This window comes from Paenibacillus sp., assembly GCF_035645195.1.
GTDB lineage: Bacteria > Bacillota > Bacilli > Paenibacillales > YIM-B00363 > Paenibacillus_AE.
Genome location: NZ_DASQNA010000013.1, coordinates 51,449 through 67,547, shown reverse-complemented (window position 1 = coordinate 67,547; position 16,099 = coordinate 51,449). Strand labels below are relative to the sequence as shown.

Here is a 16,099-nt window from a genome sequence, read left to right as displayed (position 1 = left end):
CTTTGAAGGAGGTGACAGTTTCATGGCAGTACGTATCCGTTTAAAGCGTATGGGCGCTCACAAAGCTCCTTTCTATCGCGTGGTGGTATCCGACTCGCGCTCCCCGCGCGACGGACGGTTCATCGAGGAAATCGGCACTTACAACCCGCTTGCTTCCTCCGAGGCCGTATCTCTTGACGAAGAGAAAGCACTCAAGTGGCTCCAAAACGGCGCGCAAGCGTCCGACACGGTTCGCAACTTGTTCAGCAAAGCGGGCATCATGACGAAGTTCCACGAGTCCAAGCTGCAGAAGTAATCGCGGCGGCACGGAGGTGCGAGATGGAAGCATTGGTACGAACACTCGTCAGAGGGTTGGTCGACCATCCGGACGACGTGCATGTGGATGTCAAGGAAGACGACGATTCGATCCTGTATGAACTATCGGTTCATCCGGATGACGTCGGGAAGGTCATCGGCAAAGGCGGCCGAATTATTAAGGCGGTGCGCCTTGTCGTGACGTCCGCGTCCGCCAAAAGCGGAAAACGAATCGCCGTAGAAATCGCATCATAACCGCAAACCGCAATGAGAGGGTTAGGACCGTACGGTCCTAGCCCTCTTGCCTATCCAAGTGAGTCTTGGAGAAAGCGAGGACGAGATGAAACCGAAACTGTTAACCGTCGGCAAAGTCGTGAACACGCACGGCATCCGAGGCGAAGTGAAGGTATGGCCGGAGACGGATTTCCCGGAAGAGCGTTTTCGTAACGGTAACGAGCTGCTGCTCGTCGCGCCGGACGAATCGAAATCGATAACCGTAACGATCGTTAACGCCCGGCCCCAAAAAACGGTCTATATCGTGAAGCTTAAAGAGTTCGACAACATCAATTTGGTCGAGCCTTACAAAGGCTGGAGCCTTAAGGTGCCGTCGGACCAACGCGCGAGGCTGCAGCGCGACGAATATTATTTTCACGATATCATCGGCTGCGAAGTGAAAACCGAAGAAGGAGAGTCCGTCGGCGTCATCACGGACATTCTTCGGCCTGGCGCGAACGACGTATGGGTCGTAAAGCAGAAGAACGGCAAGATGGCGTATTTACCTTACATCGCCGATGTGGTAATCGACGTGAACATACAGGAGAAGGTCGTTACGATCCGGTTGATGGAAGGGCTGCTCGAATGAGAATCGACGTGCTTACGTTGTTTCCCGAAATGTTCCACGGGGTCTTCCATGCGAGCATTCTCGGGAAAGCGCAGGAGAAGGGTATCGTTTCGCTTCGCGCGGTCAATTTTCGAGAGTTTTCCGAAAATAAGCATCAAACGGTCGACGATTATCCGTATGGGGGCGGCGGCGGGATGGTGCTGAAGCCGGAGCCGATTTTCAATGCGGTGGAGCACGTCGTATCCGAATCGGGAAAGGAAGGGGCGCAGGCAGGGCGCCCGCCGAGAGTCGTGCTCATGTGTCCGCAGGGGGAAAGATATACCCAGAAGAAGGCCGAACAATTCGCGAAGGAAGAACATCTGATTCTGGTGTGCGGCCATTATGAAGGGTATGACGAGCGGATTCGGGAGCATTTGGTGACGGACGAAATTTCGATCGGCGATTTCGTGCTGACGGGCGGCGAGCTCGCCGCTTGCGTCGTCGTCGACAGCGTCGTCCGCCTGCTGCCCGGAGCGCTCGGCAACGAGCAATCTTCCGTGACGGACAGCTTCAGCACCGGATTGCTCGAATACCCCCATTACACGCGGCCTGCGGAGTACAGGGGCTGGAAGGTGCCGGACGTACTGCTCTCGGGCCATCACGCCAACGTCGAGCAGTGGCGCAGGGAGCAATCGCTTTATCGCACCTGGTCCCGGAGGCCCGACCTGCTGGACGCGGCCGAGCTTTCCGACAAGGAACGGGCGCTGATCCGGCGTTGGGAAGCGGAACGCTCGGAGCGCCAATAGTTTCCCTTGTCATCTTCTGGGCGATGTGATATGATCTTAGTTGTGTGTTTCAAGGCTGTCGCCTTGAATTGGATATCGGGCGGTCCTCTATTGGCAAGGAGCGGAATGCTTGTACATTCCGGGAGCGATACGAACGCCTATGGCGGAAGGAGGTAATACCATGAGCAACTTGATTCAAGAAATCACTCGCGAGCAACTGCGCAGCGATCTTCCGAGCTTTCGTCCCGGCGACACGCTTCGCGTGCACGTTAAGGTAAAAGAGGGTTCGCGCGAGCGGATCCAGATCTTCGAAGGCGTCGTGATCAAGCGTCGCGGCGGCGGCATCAGCGAGACGTATACGGTTCGTAAAATTTCTTACGGCGTAGGCGTCGAGCGTACGTTCCCGCTGCACAGCCCGCGCGTCGACAAGATCGAAGTTCTTCGTCGAGGCAAAGTACGCCGTGCGAAGCTTTACTACCTGCGCAACCTGCGCGGTAAAGCGGCTAGAATTAAAGAGATTCGATAATCAGTACAGGGGGCTTGGCGTGATACATCACCAAGTCCTTTTTTCTTTATACTACATAAAAAAGTTACGATCACGTGGCTTGCTGGGAGGATACGGAACTATGGAGGAGTCCTCGAACGGACGTCCGGACGCTGCGAATTGGCGCAAAGAAGCGGTGGATTGGGCGAAGGCGCTCGTCGTCGCAGGCGTGCTCGTCGTCGTCATCCGCATGTTTTTGTTCTCGCCGTACATTGTCGACGGCCCTTCGATGCAGCCGAGTTTTCATACCGCGGAACGGATTATCGTAAACAAAATAATGTACGATATCCGGCAGCCCGAACGCGGCGAAGTCGTCGTGTTTCATTCGGGGTTCGGCGCGGATTACATCAAGAGAGTCATCGCCCTTCCCGGGGAGACGGTGGAGGTTCGCGGCGACACGGTGTTGATCAACGGGGAGCAGCTGTCGGAGCCGTATATTCAAGAACCGGTGGATACGGCCGCGGCATCGGGGGGAACCTACAACAACAAGGATTATCCTCCGCAAACGGTGCCGGAAGGGCATGTATTCGTCATGGGGGACAACCGCCCCAACTCGCACGACAGCCGGGATATCGGCTTTATCCCGTACGAGCAAATCGTCGGCAGGGCGGATGTCGTCATTTGGCCGTTGGGGAGCATTCGAATCATCGGGCATGACTAACCGTACGGCGGTCTTCGGCCGCCGCTACTTCGATAAGGCAGGGCAGCGCAATGACGATTCAATGGTTTCCGGGGCATATGACCCGGGCGAGAAGACAGATCGAAGAAAAGTTGAAACTGATCGACCTCGCGATCGAGCTGTTGGACGCTCGGTTGCCGGATTCGAGCCGCAACCCGATGATCGGGGAAATTCTTGGCGGAAAACCGCGGCTCGTGCTGCTCAATAAGAGCGACTTGGCGGATCCGGCGGCGACGGAGCGCTGGGTGGAGAAGCTGGCGGCGGATCATATTAAAGTGCTGCCGATCGACGCGAACGCGGGGACGAACGTAAGGGACATTTTGCCGAGGGCCAAAGAATTGATGGCTCCGAAATTCGAAGCCTGGCGGAAAAAGGGCATGGAGCCGAGGCCGATTCGGACGCTGATCGTCGGCATTCCGAACGTGGGCAAATCGACGCTGATCAATCGATTGGCCGGACGCCATGTCGCCGCGACGGGGGATCGCCCCGGAGTCACCAAAGGGCAGCAGTGGATCAAGGTCGGGAAAGAGATGGATTTGCTCGATACGCCGGGCATTTTGTGGCCGAAGTTCGAGGATCCTCAGGTCGGCTTCCGTTTGGCCGCGACGGGTGCGATTCGAGATGAAATTTTGCATTCGGAAGATGTTGCGTTCTTCCTGGCAAAATACTTATGCACGCATTATCCTTCCGTTTTTCAGGAACGATACGGCATTGACGAACTGCCCGAGGATCTCGACAATCCTCACGAAGTCGTAGGGCTGTTGGAAGCGATCGGCAAACGGCGCGGCGCGATTATGAGCGGCGGCAAAATCAATTTGTCGAAGGCGTCGGATGTGTTTTTGCACGATTTGCGTACCGGGAAGCTCGGGCGCATCTCGTTGGAACTGCCGGCGGATGCGCCATAACGGCATATGGGCAAAGATGGAAAAGCCCCAACGGAGACGGGGGGCTTTTTTTCGTGTACAATTTTCCTAATGCAGCGTAGGTTTTTGGGGGAGTAAAGGATGCTTACATACGAAAACGAGCTTTGGGCGCAGGGCGTCGCGGCGGTCGCCGGGGTGGACGAGGTCGGCCGGGGCTGCTTGTTCGGCGACGTGGTCGCGGCCGCGGTCGTGCTGCCGCGCGGCTGCCGCTTGGACGGAGTCGACGACTCCAAGAAGCTTAGCGAAAAGCAGCGAGAGGCGCTGCTGCCGGCGATCGAATCGCAGGCGATCGCGATCGGCGTCGGGCGCGTCGACGCGGAGACGATCGACCGCATCAACATCCGGCAAGCGTCCCGGCTCGCGATGAAGCGCGCGGTGGAAGCGTTGGGGACGGCGCCGGAGCATTTGCTCGTGGATGCGGAGTCGGTCGACCTGCCGATTCCGCAGACGGCGATCATTCACGGCGACGCGCTGTCGCTGTCGATCGCGGCGGCTTCGATCGTGGCGAAGGTGACGCGGGATCGGCTCTGTTTGGAATGGGACGCGATGTATCCCGAATACGGCATCGCGGCGCACAAAGGGTACGCCACGAAGTTTCATCGCGAACGGTTGATCGAATTCGGACCGAGTCCGCTGCACCGGCAATCGTTCTTGGGCAAGGTCATGGCGGAGCGGCTGACGCAACTGGAATTGTTTTAGGATACCCGTAACGTTCCGGCGCCGTTCCGACGATATAGTAAGTAAGTAATCGGATGGTTGAGAGGGGAAACGGCGATGGATGTCGGACGATTGATGCGGGCGGTGCTCGGCGAGGCGTCGCCGGCGGAAACGAAGACGGCGGAGCTGCGTCCCGGACAAGTCGTGCGCGCCGTCGTGCTGGAACTGTTCGCGGAGAACGAGGCGCTGCTGCAGGTCGGCGGGACGACCGTTCGCGCGAAGCTGGAGACGCCCGTCGCGCCGGGGCAGTGGACGCTGTTGCAGGTGCAGCCGGATTCTCCGGCGAACGTCGTGTCGATGAGGCCGCTCGCCCAAGCGGCTTCCGACGTCGGCGCGGAATCGTTCGAAGCGGTGCTGAAAAGCTTCGGGTTGAAAGACACGCCGCTGCATCGCGCCGTCGTGCGCGTCCTGCACGAAGAGGGCGCGCCGTTGTCCCGCGCGACGGCGGCTTCCGTCGCCGCGGCGGTCGAAGCGCTGGCGCCGTCCGGCGACGCGGAAGCGCTGCTGCGCGCAGCGGCGACGGCGGTAAAGCGCGGATTGCCCGCGACGGCGGAGACGGTGCGCGCGCTGCATGCGGCGATGTCGGGACCGCCGGCCACGGAGTTGCTGCGCGCGCTCGAGAGCGGAGCGCGCGAGGCGCTCGCCGCGCCGCAGACGAGCGCGGCGACGAAGCAGGCGGCCGCCGGGCTGCTGGCGGCGCTCGAGCGCGCGGAGACGGCGCTGGGGCAGGCGCTCGGAGCGGCCGGGGACGGCGGGGAGACGCCCGCGCCCGGCCGGGCGATAAGCGGTGCCTCCTCGTCGCTCCCCTCGTCGGGTGCGGCGGCGGCTAAGCCGTCAGCGGGACAAGCTCCGGCAGGGCAAGCGCCGATGGACCCGCAGCCGGGAGCGCTGCCGCAGCCGTCTGAAGCGTCCGCCAACGCGGCTTCGCCTGCAGGTGCGCCGGGTGCTGCGGGACGGCCCCACGGGGCTGCCGGCGGAGCGTCGTCGGACGGAGGCGCTCCGCCGCAAGGGGCGCCGGGCGCGGCGCCAAGCGCAGCTGCCGCTGCCGCGGACGAGGCGCCCTCGCCGTCGGGGCAGGCGCGTGCGTCGGCCGAGTCGGCGAAGTTAAGCGCCGAGGAAACGAGGCGAGCGCCTGCCGAAACGGGCAAGAGCGCGGACCGACCGCCTCTCATGACGTTCCTAAAGCTGCTGGGCATCGACGCCGAGCGCGAATGGCTGAAGCTCGATGCGGCGCAGACGCAGCGCACGGCGGAGCTCGCGGCGAACGCGGCGGCGCCGACCGACGAAGGCGCGGCGGAAACGCCGGCGCGTCCGGGCCGGCCGGGAGTCGAGATTGCGCCGCAAGCGCCGCTGCCGCTGCCCGTCGGCGCGGAGGCGGGGCAGCAGACGGCGCAAGCCGCCGCCGAGAAATCGCCGGCCGAAACGCTGAAATCGCTGCTCTCGCAAATTGCGGCCAGCGACGACGCGCCGCCGGCGCTGAAGGAAGCGGCACAGAACGCGCTGCAATCGGTGACCGGGCAGCAATTGCTGCTGGCGCAGGACAAGACGGCGCCGTTCGCGCATGTCGCGATGTTTATTCCGCTGAAAGGGCCCGACGGGAACGGCGACGGGAACGCGGCAGTGCATATTCATACGAGACGCGGAAAAAAAGGGGAGCTCGACGCGGAAAACTGCCGTTTGTGGTTTCAGCTGTCGCTTGCGGCGATCGGGGAAACGTGGGTCGACGTGACGGTGTCGAACCGCGTCGTCGGCCTGCACGTGTGGAACGATCATCCGGCGGTGGCGGATGCGATCGCGGCGCAGAAAACGTACATGGAGGCGGCGTTGAAGGACATCGGCTATCAGCTGCTGGCGTTCAAGCACTCCCCGAAGCCGAAGGAGACGCAAACGGCCGGCGGAGCCTCCGCGAAGCCGATTCTTTCCGCGTATGCGCCGCAAACGTACAAAGGAGTCGATCTGCGCGTATGACGAAACAACCGAAACAGGCGGTGGCGCTGTCGTATTCGAACGAAGCCGCCGCGGCTCCGGTCGTCAAGGCGAAAGGGAAGGGGCACGTGGCGGAACGGATCGTGGCGATCGCTGCCGAGCACGGGGTGCCTGTGCGCGAGGACGCGTCGCTCGTCGAGGTGCTTGCCAAACTCGACTTGGAGCAAGAAATTCCGCCGGAGCTGTACCGGCTTGTGGCGGAAATATTGAGCTTCGTGTACCGGACGGATCAAGCGGCGAGGGAGAGCGTCGAGCGAAAGGATGAAGCGCGTTGATCGGGGATCGCCGGCGTCCGTTGGGCGCCGCCGGGGAGAAGGCCGTCGCGGCGTACTTGGAAGATCGCGGGTACGAGATCCTCGCCGTCAATTGGCGCTGCCGCATCGGCGAGATCGACGTCATCGCGGCGAAGGACGGGACGATCGCCTTCGTCGAGGTGCGGTCGCGATCTGCGAGGACGCTCGGCGCCTTCGGCGCGCCGCTCGAGTCGGTCACGCCGAAGAAACGAAGCAAGGTGCGGCGCGTCGCCGAAGCGTATCTGCAGCAGACGTCTTCGGCGGCCGCGCGCTTCCGGTTCGATTGCGCGGGCGTCGTGTTGGACGGAGAAGGGATCGTTGTCTCCCTTGATTATATCGAGGACGCGTTTTAGTACGCGTGATCCTATCGACTTATCGGCTCGGGGCGTCGGCTCCGAGCTTCGTTCCTTCTCGGAGGCGCTGCTGCCGCAGCTCGAACGCGCGGTAGGACAGCGCCTCGTTCATGTGCGCCGCCTCGATGCGCTCCGCGCCTTCCACGTCCGCGATCGTGCGCGCGACCTTAAGTACGCGGTCGTGGGCGCGGGCGCTGAGGCCTAGAGAGCCGTACGCCCGGAGCAGCAGCTCGGACGCATCGGGGCTCAGCGGGCAGTACCGGCGCAGCAACTTGCCGGACAGCTCCGCGTTGCAGCGGATGCCCGTCCCGGCGTACCGTTCCCGCTGCGCCGCCTGCGCCCGCTCGACGAGCTCCCGCAGCCGCCCTGTATCCAGGGCAGCGCCGGTCTGAGTCCAGGCGGCGGCCTCTCCGGGGGTTAAGCGCGGCACGTCCATCGTCATGTCGATTCGATCGATGAGCGGGCCGGACAGCCGCGACAAGTACGCGATTCTCCGCGGCAGCGGGCAGCTGCAGCCGCGGTTGTCGAATTCGTAGCCGTCGTACCCGCATGGGCACGGATTCATCGTCGCCGCGAGCGCGAACCGCGCCGGGAAGGTGAAGGCGCCTTTGGCCCTGGCGATCGTCACGGCGCCGTCCTCGAGCGGCTGCCGCAGCGCCTCGAGCACCGCGCGCGGAAATTCCGGCAGCTCGTCGAGGAACAAGACACCCCGATGCGCGAGGCTCGCCTCGCCGGGCCGCGGGGAGGCGCCGCCGCCGATGAGCCCCTGCGTCGAAATCGTATGATGAGGGGCGCGGAACGGACGCCGCCGGACGAGGGCGCCGCGGTCGGCGAGCATTCCCGACGCGCTGTATACCTTCGTCACCTCGAGCGCCTCGTCGTCGTCGAGCGGCGGCAATATCGTGCCGAGCCGCCGCATCAGCATCGTCTTGCCGGAGCCCGGCGGACCGATAAACAGCACGTTGTGGCGGCCGGCCGCCGCCACGGCGAGCGCCCGCTTCGACTGCAGCTGGCCGACGACGTCGGCGAAATCGAGCTCCTCGCCGGGCGGCTCCGCCTTCTGCGGCACGCGCTTTCCCGCAGAGGCCCCGTCGGCGCCGTCTTCGGCATCGTCCCGCCCGGGAGACAGAACGTCCGCGAGGCGTCTCACCGGGACGATCTCCAGCCCGTCGACGAGCGCCGCTTCCCGCGCGTTGTCCCACGGCACGACGAGGCGCGAAAAGCCGTCGTCCCGCGCGGCGAGCGCCATCGCGAGCACGCCGGGGACCGGACGCACGTCGCCGTGCAGGCTCAGCTCGCCTAAAAACAACGTGCCGTCGGCGAGCGAGGCGGGCCACTGCCCGCTCGTCAAAAGAATGCCTACCGCGATCGCGAGGTCGAACGCCGCGCCTTCCTTGCGCACGTCCGCCGGCGCCAAATTGACCGTAATTCGCCGCAGCGGGAATTCGAACGAACCGTTTTTCAAAGCCGCCCGCACCCGCTCCGTCGACTCGCGCACCGCGCTGTCCGGCAGTCCCACGATCGAAAACGTCGGCAGCCCGTTCGACAAATCGACCTCCACGCGCACCGTCTTTCCGTCGATTCCGTGCATGCACGCTCCGTAACAAATGCCGTACATAATTAAAAAACACCTCTCTTCGATGGTTGGTCTCGAAGGAGAGGTGCTTCCTCATCGCTTGCTCTACCCATAATTTTAGCACGATTCCCGTCGAAAACAACTGTAAGACAGCCAAAATGTTCTGTGCACTATTTGGAAAAGTTATAAGGGATACAAGCAAAATTAATGTCGAAAGTTGATTGATTGTGAGGAAAATGTTCCACGTTCGTGATACAATGGAAAAGTTGGTGTCCCATGCTCATTGGCAATCGAGTAGTAGGCGTCCATAGAATCGAATAGGAGGTTTACAGATGAACATTCACGAGTATCAAGCGAAAGCTGTGCTCAAGCAGTATGGCGTGAAAGTTCCGGAGGGATACGTGGCGTTCACGGCCGACGAAGCCGTCGAAGCGGCGAAGAAGCTCGGCACGCCGGTCACTGTCGTGAAAGCGCAAATCCACGCCGGCGGCCGCGGGAAAGCGGGCGGCGTTAAAATTGCAAAAAGCCTCGACGACGTGCGCAATTACGCGTCCGAGTTGATCGGCAAGACGCTCGTAACGCATCAAACGGGGCCGGAAGGCAAAGAAGTCAAGCGTCTCTTGATCGAACAAGGCTGCGATATTAAGAAAGAATATTACATAGGTTTGGTCGTCGACCGCGGCACGGGCCGCGTCACGATGATGGCGTCCGAAGAGGGCGGCACGGAAATCGAAGAAGTAGCGGCGCATACGCCGGAGAAAATTTTCAAAGAAGTGATCGATCCGGCGGTCGGCCTCGCGCCGTTCCAAGCGCGCAAGCTGGCGTACGCGATCAACATCCCGGGTCCGCTCGTCAACAAAGCGGTATCGTTCATGACGGCGCTGTATCAAGCGTTCGTCGAGAAAGATTGCTCCATCGCGGAAATCAACCCGCTCGTCGTCACGGGCGACGGCGAAGTGATGGCGCTCGACGCGAAGCTGAACTTCGATTCGAACGCGCTGTTCCGCCACAAGGACATCGTCGAGCTTCGCGACTTGGACGAAGAAGACGAGAAGGAAATCGAAGCTTCGAAGTTCGATCTGTCGTACATCGCGCTCGACGGCAACATCGGCTGCATGGTCAACGGTGCAGGCCTCGCGATGGCGACGATGGACATCATTAAATATTACGGCGGCGAGCCTGCGAACTTCCTCGACGTCGGCGGCGGCGCGACGACGGAGAAGGTTACGGAAGCGTTCAAGATCATCCTCTCCGACTCGAAAGTGAAAGGCATTTTCGTCAACATTTTCGGCGGCATCATGCGCTGCGACGTCATCGCGAACGGCGTCGTGACGGCAGCTCGCCAAATCGGCTTGGACAAGCCGCTCGTCGTGCGCCTGGAAGGCACGAACGTCGAGCTCGGCAAGCAAATTTTGAACGAGTCGGGCCTCAACATCGTGGCCGCGGATTCGATGGCGGACGGCGCGCAGAAGATCGTTTCGCTCGTTAAGTAATCGCCTCATTACAGATTAAAGGAAGTGAGGAATCCCAATGAGTATTTTGGTGAATAAAAATACCCGCGTCATCACGCAAAACATGACCGGCAAAACGGGGATGTTCCATACGCTCGGCGGCCTCAACTACGGCACGCAAATGGTCGCTGGCGCGGTTCCCGGCAAAGGCGGCACGAACGTCGATTTCGAACTCGAAGACGGCTCGAAAGTGACGCTTCCGGTATATAACACGGTGAAGGAAGCGAAAGAAGCGACGGACGCGAACGCCTCCGTCATCTACGTACCGCCGGCATTCGCCGCGGACTCGATCATGGAAGCGGTCGACGCGGAGCTCGACCTCGTCATCTGCATCACGGAAGGCATTCCGGTGCTCGACATGGTGAAGGTCAGCAAGTACATGGAAGGCAAGAAAACTCGTCTGATCGGGCCGAACTGCCCGGGCGTCATCACGCCGGGCGAGTGCAAGATCGGCATCATGCCGGGCTACATCCACCTGCCGGGCCACGTCGGCGTCGTATCCCGTTCGGGCACGCTGACGTACGAAGCGGTGCACCAGCTCACGTCCCGCGGCATCGGCCAGTCGACGGCGGTCGGCATCGGCGGCGACCCGGTCAAGGGCTCCGAGTTCATCGACATTCTGAAGCTGTTCAATGAAGACCCGGATACGTACGCGGTCATCATGATCGGCGAAATCGGCGGCACCGCCGAGGAAGAAGCGGCGGAGTGGATCGCCGCGAACATGACGAAGCCGGTCGTCGGCTTCATCGGCGGCAAGACGGCGCCTCCAGGACGCCGCATGGGCCACGCGGGCGCGATCGTGTCCGGCGGCAAAGGCACGGCGGCCGAGAAAGTCGCGACGATGGAGCGCTGCGGCATCCGCGTCGCGCCGACGCCTTCCGAAATGGGTTCGACGCTCGTCGCCGTTCTCGAAGAGAAGGGTCTGCTTGACAAGTGCATCGTCCGCAAGTAATTTGAAAGCATAGCAACACATGAGCAGGTAAGCAACCTCTCGTTTTCGGCCAGCAGGCCGAGGGCGGGAGGTTCTTTTATTTTCCGAGCGAAAGGGGAATGGATGATGATGAAGGAGAGGGATGTGCTGCTGGCCGTCCACGAAATCGAAGGCGTCGATTGGGAGACGATCGAAAAAATCGCGGACGCGTTCCCGGATTTCACGGCGCTGCTCGACAAACCGGCCGCGGCGAGGATCGCGGGCGCGGGCGTGCCGACGGAATTGGCCGCCAAAATCGACGCGCTTTTGACGAATGAATCCATAGCGGGTAAACTTAGGTTCTATGAGAGCCGCGGCGTAGCCCCGATCACGTTCTTCGATACGGCGTATCCGCCGTGGCTGAGGTACATGTACCGGCCGCCTTGGGTGCTGTACGCGCAAGGCGACCTCGAACTGCTGCAGCGGGCCTCCGTGGCCGTCGTCGGCTCGCGTCATCCGACCGCGTACGGACGCGAGGTCGCGGGGTGGTTCGGCGCCGAGCTGGCCGCCGCCGGCGTGCCGGTCGTCAGCGGGCTCGCGCGCGGCGTCGACTCGTACGCGCATGCGGGGGCGCTCCGGACGACGGGGGCGACGATCGCCGTGCTCGGCAACGGGCTCAACGTCGTCTACCCGCCCGAGCATCATGCGCTGCAGCGCGCCATCGCGTCGAAGGGCATCGTCGTGACGGAGTACGCCTGGAACGCGAAGCCGTCGAAGCTGACGTTCCCTTGGCGCAACCGGATCATCGCGGGCATCGCCTGCGCCACGCTCGTCGTCGAGGCCGCCGCCAAAAGCGGCTCGCTGCAGACGGCCGATTACGCCCTGAAGCACGGGCGTGACGTGTTCGGCGTGCCGGGGCACATAACGTCGGCCAAAAGCGCCGGCGTCTACGGCCTGATCCGCGACGGAGCGAAGCTGGCGCTGTCGCCGGCCGAGCTGCTCGAGGAAATCGGGCAGCGGCCCGGGACATCGGCCGCCCCGGCGCGCGCGGTCGATACCGCCGGATTGACGCCGGAGGAGGCGGAGCTCGTCGCCGTCATGGGCGGCGAAGCGATGACGATCGACGAAATGATCGCGAGAACGGGTCATAGTTTTGGACATTTGCATACGGTTTTGTTATCGTTACTCGTAAAGAATCGGATTCGGGCGCTGCCCGGGTCGCAGTATATCGTGAAAGTGAACTGACGGAATGGGGTGCAGGGGAGATGGCAGCCGATACGCTCGTCATCGTTGAATCGCCGGCCAAAGCGAAGACGATAGGCAAATATTTAGGAAGCAAGTATATCGTCAAAGCGTCGATGGGCCATATCCGGGATTTGCCGAAAAGCCAAATCGGCGTGGAAATCGACCAGGGCTTCCAGCCGAAATATATTACGATCCGCGGCAAGGGCGACGTGCTGAAAGAGCTGAAGGACGCCCGCAAAAAGGTCAAGCGCGTTTATCTGGCGGCCGACCCCGACCGCGAAGGGGAAGCGATCGCCTGGCACTTGGCGCATTATTTGGAGCTGGACGATACCGAGGAATGCCGCGTCGTGTTCAACGAGATCACGAAGCAGGCCGTGAAGGAAGCGTTCAAGCATCCGCGCCCGATCAATAAGGACCTTGTGAACGCGCAGCAGGCGCGGCGCATCTTGGACCGGCTCGTCGGCTACAAGATCAGCCCGCTGCTGTGGAAGAAGGTCAAGAAAGGGCTGTCCGCCGGCCGCGTGCAATCGGTCGCGGTGAAGCTCGTTTCCGACCGCGAGAAGGAAATCAAAGCGTTCGAGCCGGAAGAATACTGGTCGATCACGGCGCAGCTTGCGACCGACGGCGCGACGTTCGAGGCGAAGTTTTACGGCGAAGGCGGCGAGAAGAAAGAGCTGCCGAACGAGGATGAAGTGAAGCGGGTGCTCGCGGCGATCGGCGATCACCGGTTCGTTGTCGAAGAGATCAAGGAGCGGGAGCGTCAGCGCCACCCGTCGCCGCCGTTCATCACGAGCTCGATGCAGCAGGAAGCCGCGCGCAAGTTGAATTTCCGCGCCGCCAAGACGATGCAGATCGCGCAGCAGCTGTACGAGGGCGTCGATCTCGGCAAAGAGGGCACGGTCGGTTTGATTACGTATATGCGTACCGACTCGACGCGCATTTCGCCCGTCGCGCAGGAGGAAGCCCGCGAATATATCGCGAGCGCGTTCGGACCGGCGTTCGTGCCGGAGACGCCTCGCAATTACACGAAGAAAAACGCGAACGCGCAGGATGCGCACGAGGGCATTCGCCCGACGTCCGTCAAATACGAGCCCGAAGCGGTGAAGCCGTACTTGTCGCGCGACCAATACCGCCTGTATAAGCTCGTATGGGAGCGCTTCGTCGCGAGCCAAATGACGTCGGCCGTGCTCGACACGGTCACGGCGGACCTGACGGCAGGCGGCGTGACGTTCCGGGCGGTCGGCTCGAAGGTGAAGTTCCCGGGCTTTATGAAAGTGTACGTCGAAGGCAACGACGACGGCGTGAGCGCGGCGGACGAAGACAAGTTTTTGCCGCCGCTTGCGAAAGGGCAAGAGCTGAAGACGAGTTCGATCGAGCCGAAACAGCATTTTACGCAGCCTCCTCCAAGGTATACGGAATCCCGCCTCGTTCGGGCGCTGGAAGAGCTCGGCATCGGCCGTCCGAGCACGTACGCCCCGATTTTGGAAACGATCCAAAAACGAGGCTACGTCGCGCTCGAGGAGAAAAAGTTTTTCCCGACGGAGCTCGGGGATATGGTCGTCGCGATGATGGAGGAGTTCTTTCCGGAAATTCTCGATGTCGAATTCACGGCGCACATGGAAGAGGATCTCGATTTCGTCGAAGAAGGGAAAGCGGATTGGGTCAAGGTGCTTTCCGAATTTTACGGGGCGTTCGAGAAACGGCTTGAAGTGGCCGAAGAAGAAATGAAGGAAGTCGAGCTGCAGGACGAAGTGTCGGACGAAATGTGCGACAAATGCGGGCGGCCGATGGTGTACAAAATGGGCCGGTTCGGCAAGTTTTTGGCCTGCTCGGGCTTTCCGGACTGCCGCAACGCGAAGCCGATCGTCAAGGATGTCGGCGTGGCGTGCCCGAAATGCAAGAAGGGGCGCATCGTCGAGCGGCGCAGCAAGCGGGGCCGCGTGTTTTACGGCTGCGACACGTATCCGGAGTGCGATTTCGTGTCGTGGGATCAGCCGGTGGCCGATCCTTGTCCCGACTGCGGCGAGCTGCTCGTCAAGAAGCGGACGCGCAGCGGCGCGACGATTCAATGCACCGTCTGCACGCACAAGCATGAAGAGCAGGAGCAAGAGGAAGCTTAATAAAGGAGAAATGCAAGCATGGAACCGCATGTGACCGTCATCGGCGCGGGTCTCGCCGGCAGCGAAGCGGCCTGGCAAATCGCGTCGAGCGGCGTACGCGTTACGCTGTACGAAATGCGCCCGGCGCGCAAAACGCCGGCGCATCATACCGATAAATTCGCGGAGCTCGTCTGCAGCAACAGCCTGCGGGCGAACGGACTGACGAACGCGGTGGGCGTGCTGAAGGAAGAGATGCGTCTGCTCGATTCGCTCATCCTGTCCGCGGCCGATCATAATGCCGTGCCTGCGGGCGGGGCGCTCGCGGTCGACCGCGACGGCTTCTCGGGCGAGGTGACGTCGCGTCTGCGCGAGCATCCGCTGATCGACGTGCGCACGGAGGAGATGCCGGACATTCCGTCCGGCATCGTCGTCATCGCCACGGGACCGCTGACGTCGCCGGAGCTGTCGGAGAAAATCAAGAAGCTGACCGGCGAAGATTATTTCTACTTCTACGATGCGGCGGCGCCGATCGTCGAGAAGGATTCCATCGACATGGACAAGGTGTTCCTCGCCTCCCGCTACGACAAAGGCGAGGCGGCGTACCTGAACTGCCCGATGAACGAGGACGAATGGAACGCCTTCTACGACGCGCTCGTCACGGCCGAGGCGGCCCCGCTGAAAGAATTCGAGAAGGAAATTTACTTCGAAGGCTGCATGCCGATCGAGGTAATGGCAAAGCGCGGAAAACAGACGCTGCTGTTCGGGCCGCTGAAGCCCGTCGGCCTCGTCGATCCGCGCACGGGCAAGCAGCCATACGCCGTCGTGCAGCTGCGGCAGGACAATACGGCCGGCACGCTGTTCAACATGGTCGGCTTCCAGACGCATCTGAAATGGGGCGAGCAGAAGCGCGTGTTCTCCATGATCCCGGGGCTTGAGAACGCGGAGTTCGTCCGCTTCGGCGTCATGCACCGGAACACGTTCATCAACTCGCCGAAGCTGCTGAAGCCGACGTACCAGTACCGCGACCGCGAGGACCTGTTCTTCGCCGGCCAAATGACCGGCGTCGAAGGCTACGTCGAGTCGGCCGCGTCGGGGCTGATCGCCGGCATCAACGCCGCGCGGCACGCGCTCGGGCAGGAGCCGCTCGTATTCCCGGAGGACACGGCGCTCGGCAGTATGGCCCACTATATTACGACGGCCGACTTCCGGCATTTCCAGCCGATGAACGCGAATTTCGGACTGTTCCCGCCGCTCGAGGAGCGCATTCGCAATAAGAAAGAGAAGAACGAAGCGATCGCCCACCGCGCTCTCGAACGAATTCGGAATTTTGCGACAATCGTCCGTCAGCCTGTCTTGTAAACGCA

At 61.8% G+C, this 16,099-nt stretch carries 17 protein-coding genes; 16 read left to right on the top strand and 1 reads right to left on the bottom strand.

What is annotated here, in order from left to right; all coding sequences use genetic code 11:
- The first annotated feature begins 22 nt into the window (after window positions 1–22).
- From rpsP to VE009_RS05760, 11 genes are all read left to right on the top strand, one after another.
- Entirely contained in the window at window positions 23–295 is a 273-nt protein-coding gene (rpsP, locus tag VE009_RS05810; RefSeq protein WP_325006454.1) for a 30S ribosomal protein S16, read from the top strand.
- Window positions 296–318: 23 nt separating this feature from the next.
- Window positions 319–549, top strand: coding sequence for a KH domain-containing protein (locus VE009_RS05805; protein WP_325006453.1), 231 nt, complete (start codon window positions 319–321; stop codon window positions 547–549).
- Between the two features lie 85 nt (window positions 550–634).
- Complete coding sequence (rimM, locus tag VE009_RS05800; protein ID WP_325006452.1) at window positions 635–1,156, top strand: ribosome maturation factor RimM; 522 nt, start codon at window positions 635–637, stop codon at window positions 1,154–1,156.
- A complete protein-coding gene (gene trmD, locus VE009_RS05795; protein ID WP_325006451.1) occupies window positions 1,153–1,920 on the top strand; it encodes a tRNA (guanosine(37)-N1)-methyltransferase TrmD in 768 nt (255 codons plus the stop codon). Before rimM ends, trmD begins: the two co-directional genes overlap by 4 nt.
- 160 nt (window positions 1,921–2,080) lie before the next feature.
- Window positions 2,081–2,425, top strand: a complete 345-nt coding sequence (gene rplS / locus VE009_RS05790) for a 50S ribosomal protein L19 (protein ID WP_325006450.1) — start codon at window positions 2,081–2,083, stop codon at window positions 2,423–2,425.
- Between the two features lie 100 nt (window positions 2,426–2,525).
- Window positions 2,526–3,104: a signal peptidase I gene (gene lepB, locus VE009_RS05785; protein WP_325006449.1), complete on the top strand. Its 579-nt coding sequence runs from the start codon at window positions 2,526–2,528 to the stop codon at window positions 3,102–3,104.
- 50 nt (window positions 3,105–3,154) lie between these two features.
- Window positions 3,155–4,027 (top strand): ribosome biogenesis GTPase YlqF, encoded by an 873-nt coding sequence (gene ylqF / locus VE009_RS05780; RefSeq protein WP_325006448.1) that lies wholly within the window; start codon window positions 3,155–3,157, stop codon window positions 4,025–4,027.
- A 99-nt stretch (window positions 4,028–4,126) separates the two neighbouring features.
- Window positions 4,127–4,744 (top strand): ribonuclease HII, encoded by a 618-nt coding sequence (locus VE009_RS05775; protein ID WP_325006447.1) that lies wholly within the window; start codon window positions 4,127–4,129, stop codon window positions 4,742–4,744.
- A gap of 75 nt (window positions 4,745–4,819) precedes the next feature.
- Complete coding sequence (locus tag VE009_RS05770; protein WP_325006446.1) at window positions 4,820–6,730, top strand: hypothetical protein; 1,911 nt, start codon at window positions 4,820–4,822, stop codon at window positions 6,728–6,730.
- Window positions 6,727–7,023, top strand: a complete 297-nt coding sequence (locus VE009_RS05765) for an EscU/YscU/HrcU family type III secretion system export apparatus switch protein (protein ID WP_325006445.1) — start codon at window positions 6,727–6,729, stop codon at window positions 7,021–7,023. The genes VE009_RS05770 and VE009_RS05765 overlap by 4 nt, the downstream gene beginning before the upstream one ends.
- Entirely contained in the window at window positions 7,020–7,394 is a 375-nt protein-coding gene (locus VE009_RS05760) for a YraN family protein (protein ID WP_325006444.1), read from the top strand. Before VE009_RS05765 ends, VE009_RS05760 begins: the two co-directional genes overlap by 4 nt.
- A 19-nt stretch (window positions 7,395–7,413) precedes the next feature.
- Here VE009_RS05760 and VE009_RS05755 read toward each other — a convergent pair whose 3' ends face one another.
- Window positions 7,414–9,012, bottom strand: a complete 1,599-nt coding sequence (locus VE009_RS05755) for a YifB family Mg chelatase-like AAA ATPase (RefSeq protein WP_325006443.1) — start codon at window positions 9,010–9,012, stop codon at window positions 7,414–7,416.
- A 290-nt stretch (window positions 9,013–9,302) separates the two neighbouring features.
- Here VE009_RS05755 and sucC point away from each other — a divergent pair, with 290 nt between their 5' ends.
- From sucC to trmFO, 5 genes are all read left to right on the top strand, one after another.
- The gene (gene sucC / locus VE009_RS05750) at window positions 9,303–10,463 is read left to right on the top strand and encodes an ADP-forming succinate--CoA ligase subunit beta (protein WP_325006442.1); all 1,161 of its coding nucleotides are present in this window, start codon (window positions 9,303–9,305) and stop codon (window positions 10,461–10,463) included.
- Between the two features lie 37 nt (window positions 10,464–10,500).
- Window positions 10,501–11,433: a succinate--CoA ligase subunit alpha gene (gene sucD, locus VE009_RS05745; RefSeq protein WP_325006441.1), complete on the top strand. Its 933-nt coding sequence runs from the start codon at window positions 10,501–10,503 to the stop codon at window positions 11,431–11,433.
- Window positions 11,434–11,541: 108 nt separating this feature from the next.
- A complete protein-coding gene (dprA, locus tag VE009_RS05740) occupies window positions 11,542–12,636 on the top strand; it encodes a DNA-processing protein DprA (RefSeq protein WP_325006440.1) in 1,095 nt (364 codons plus the stop codon).
- A gap of 20 nt (window positions 12,637–12,656) precedes the next feature.
- A complete protein-coding gene (topA, locus tag VE009_RS05735) occupies window positions 12,657–14,756 on the top strand; it encodes a type I DNA topoisomerase (protein ID WP_325006439.1) in 2,100 nt (699 codons plus the stop codon).
- Window positions 14,757–14,774: 18 nt separating this feature from the next.
- Window positions 14,775–16,094, top strand: coding sequence for an FADH(2)-oxidizing methylenetetrahydrofolate--tRNA-(uracil(54)-C(5))-methyltransferase TrmFO (gene trmFO, locus VE009_RS05730; RefSeq protein WP_325006438.1), 1,320 nt, complete (start codon window positions 14,775–14,777; stop codon window positions 16,092–16,094).
- Window positions 16,095–16,099 lie beyond the last annotated feature (5 nt).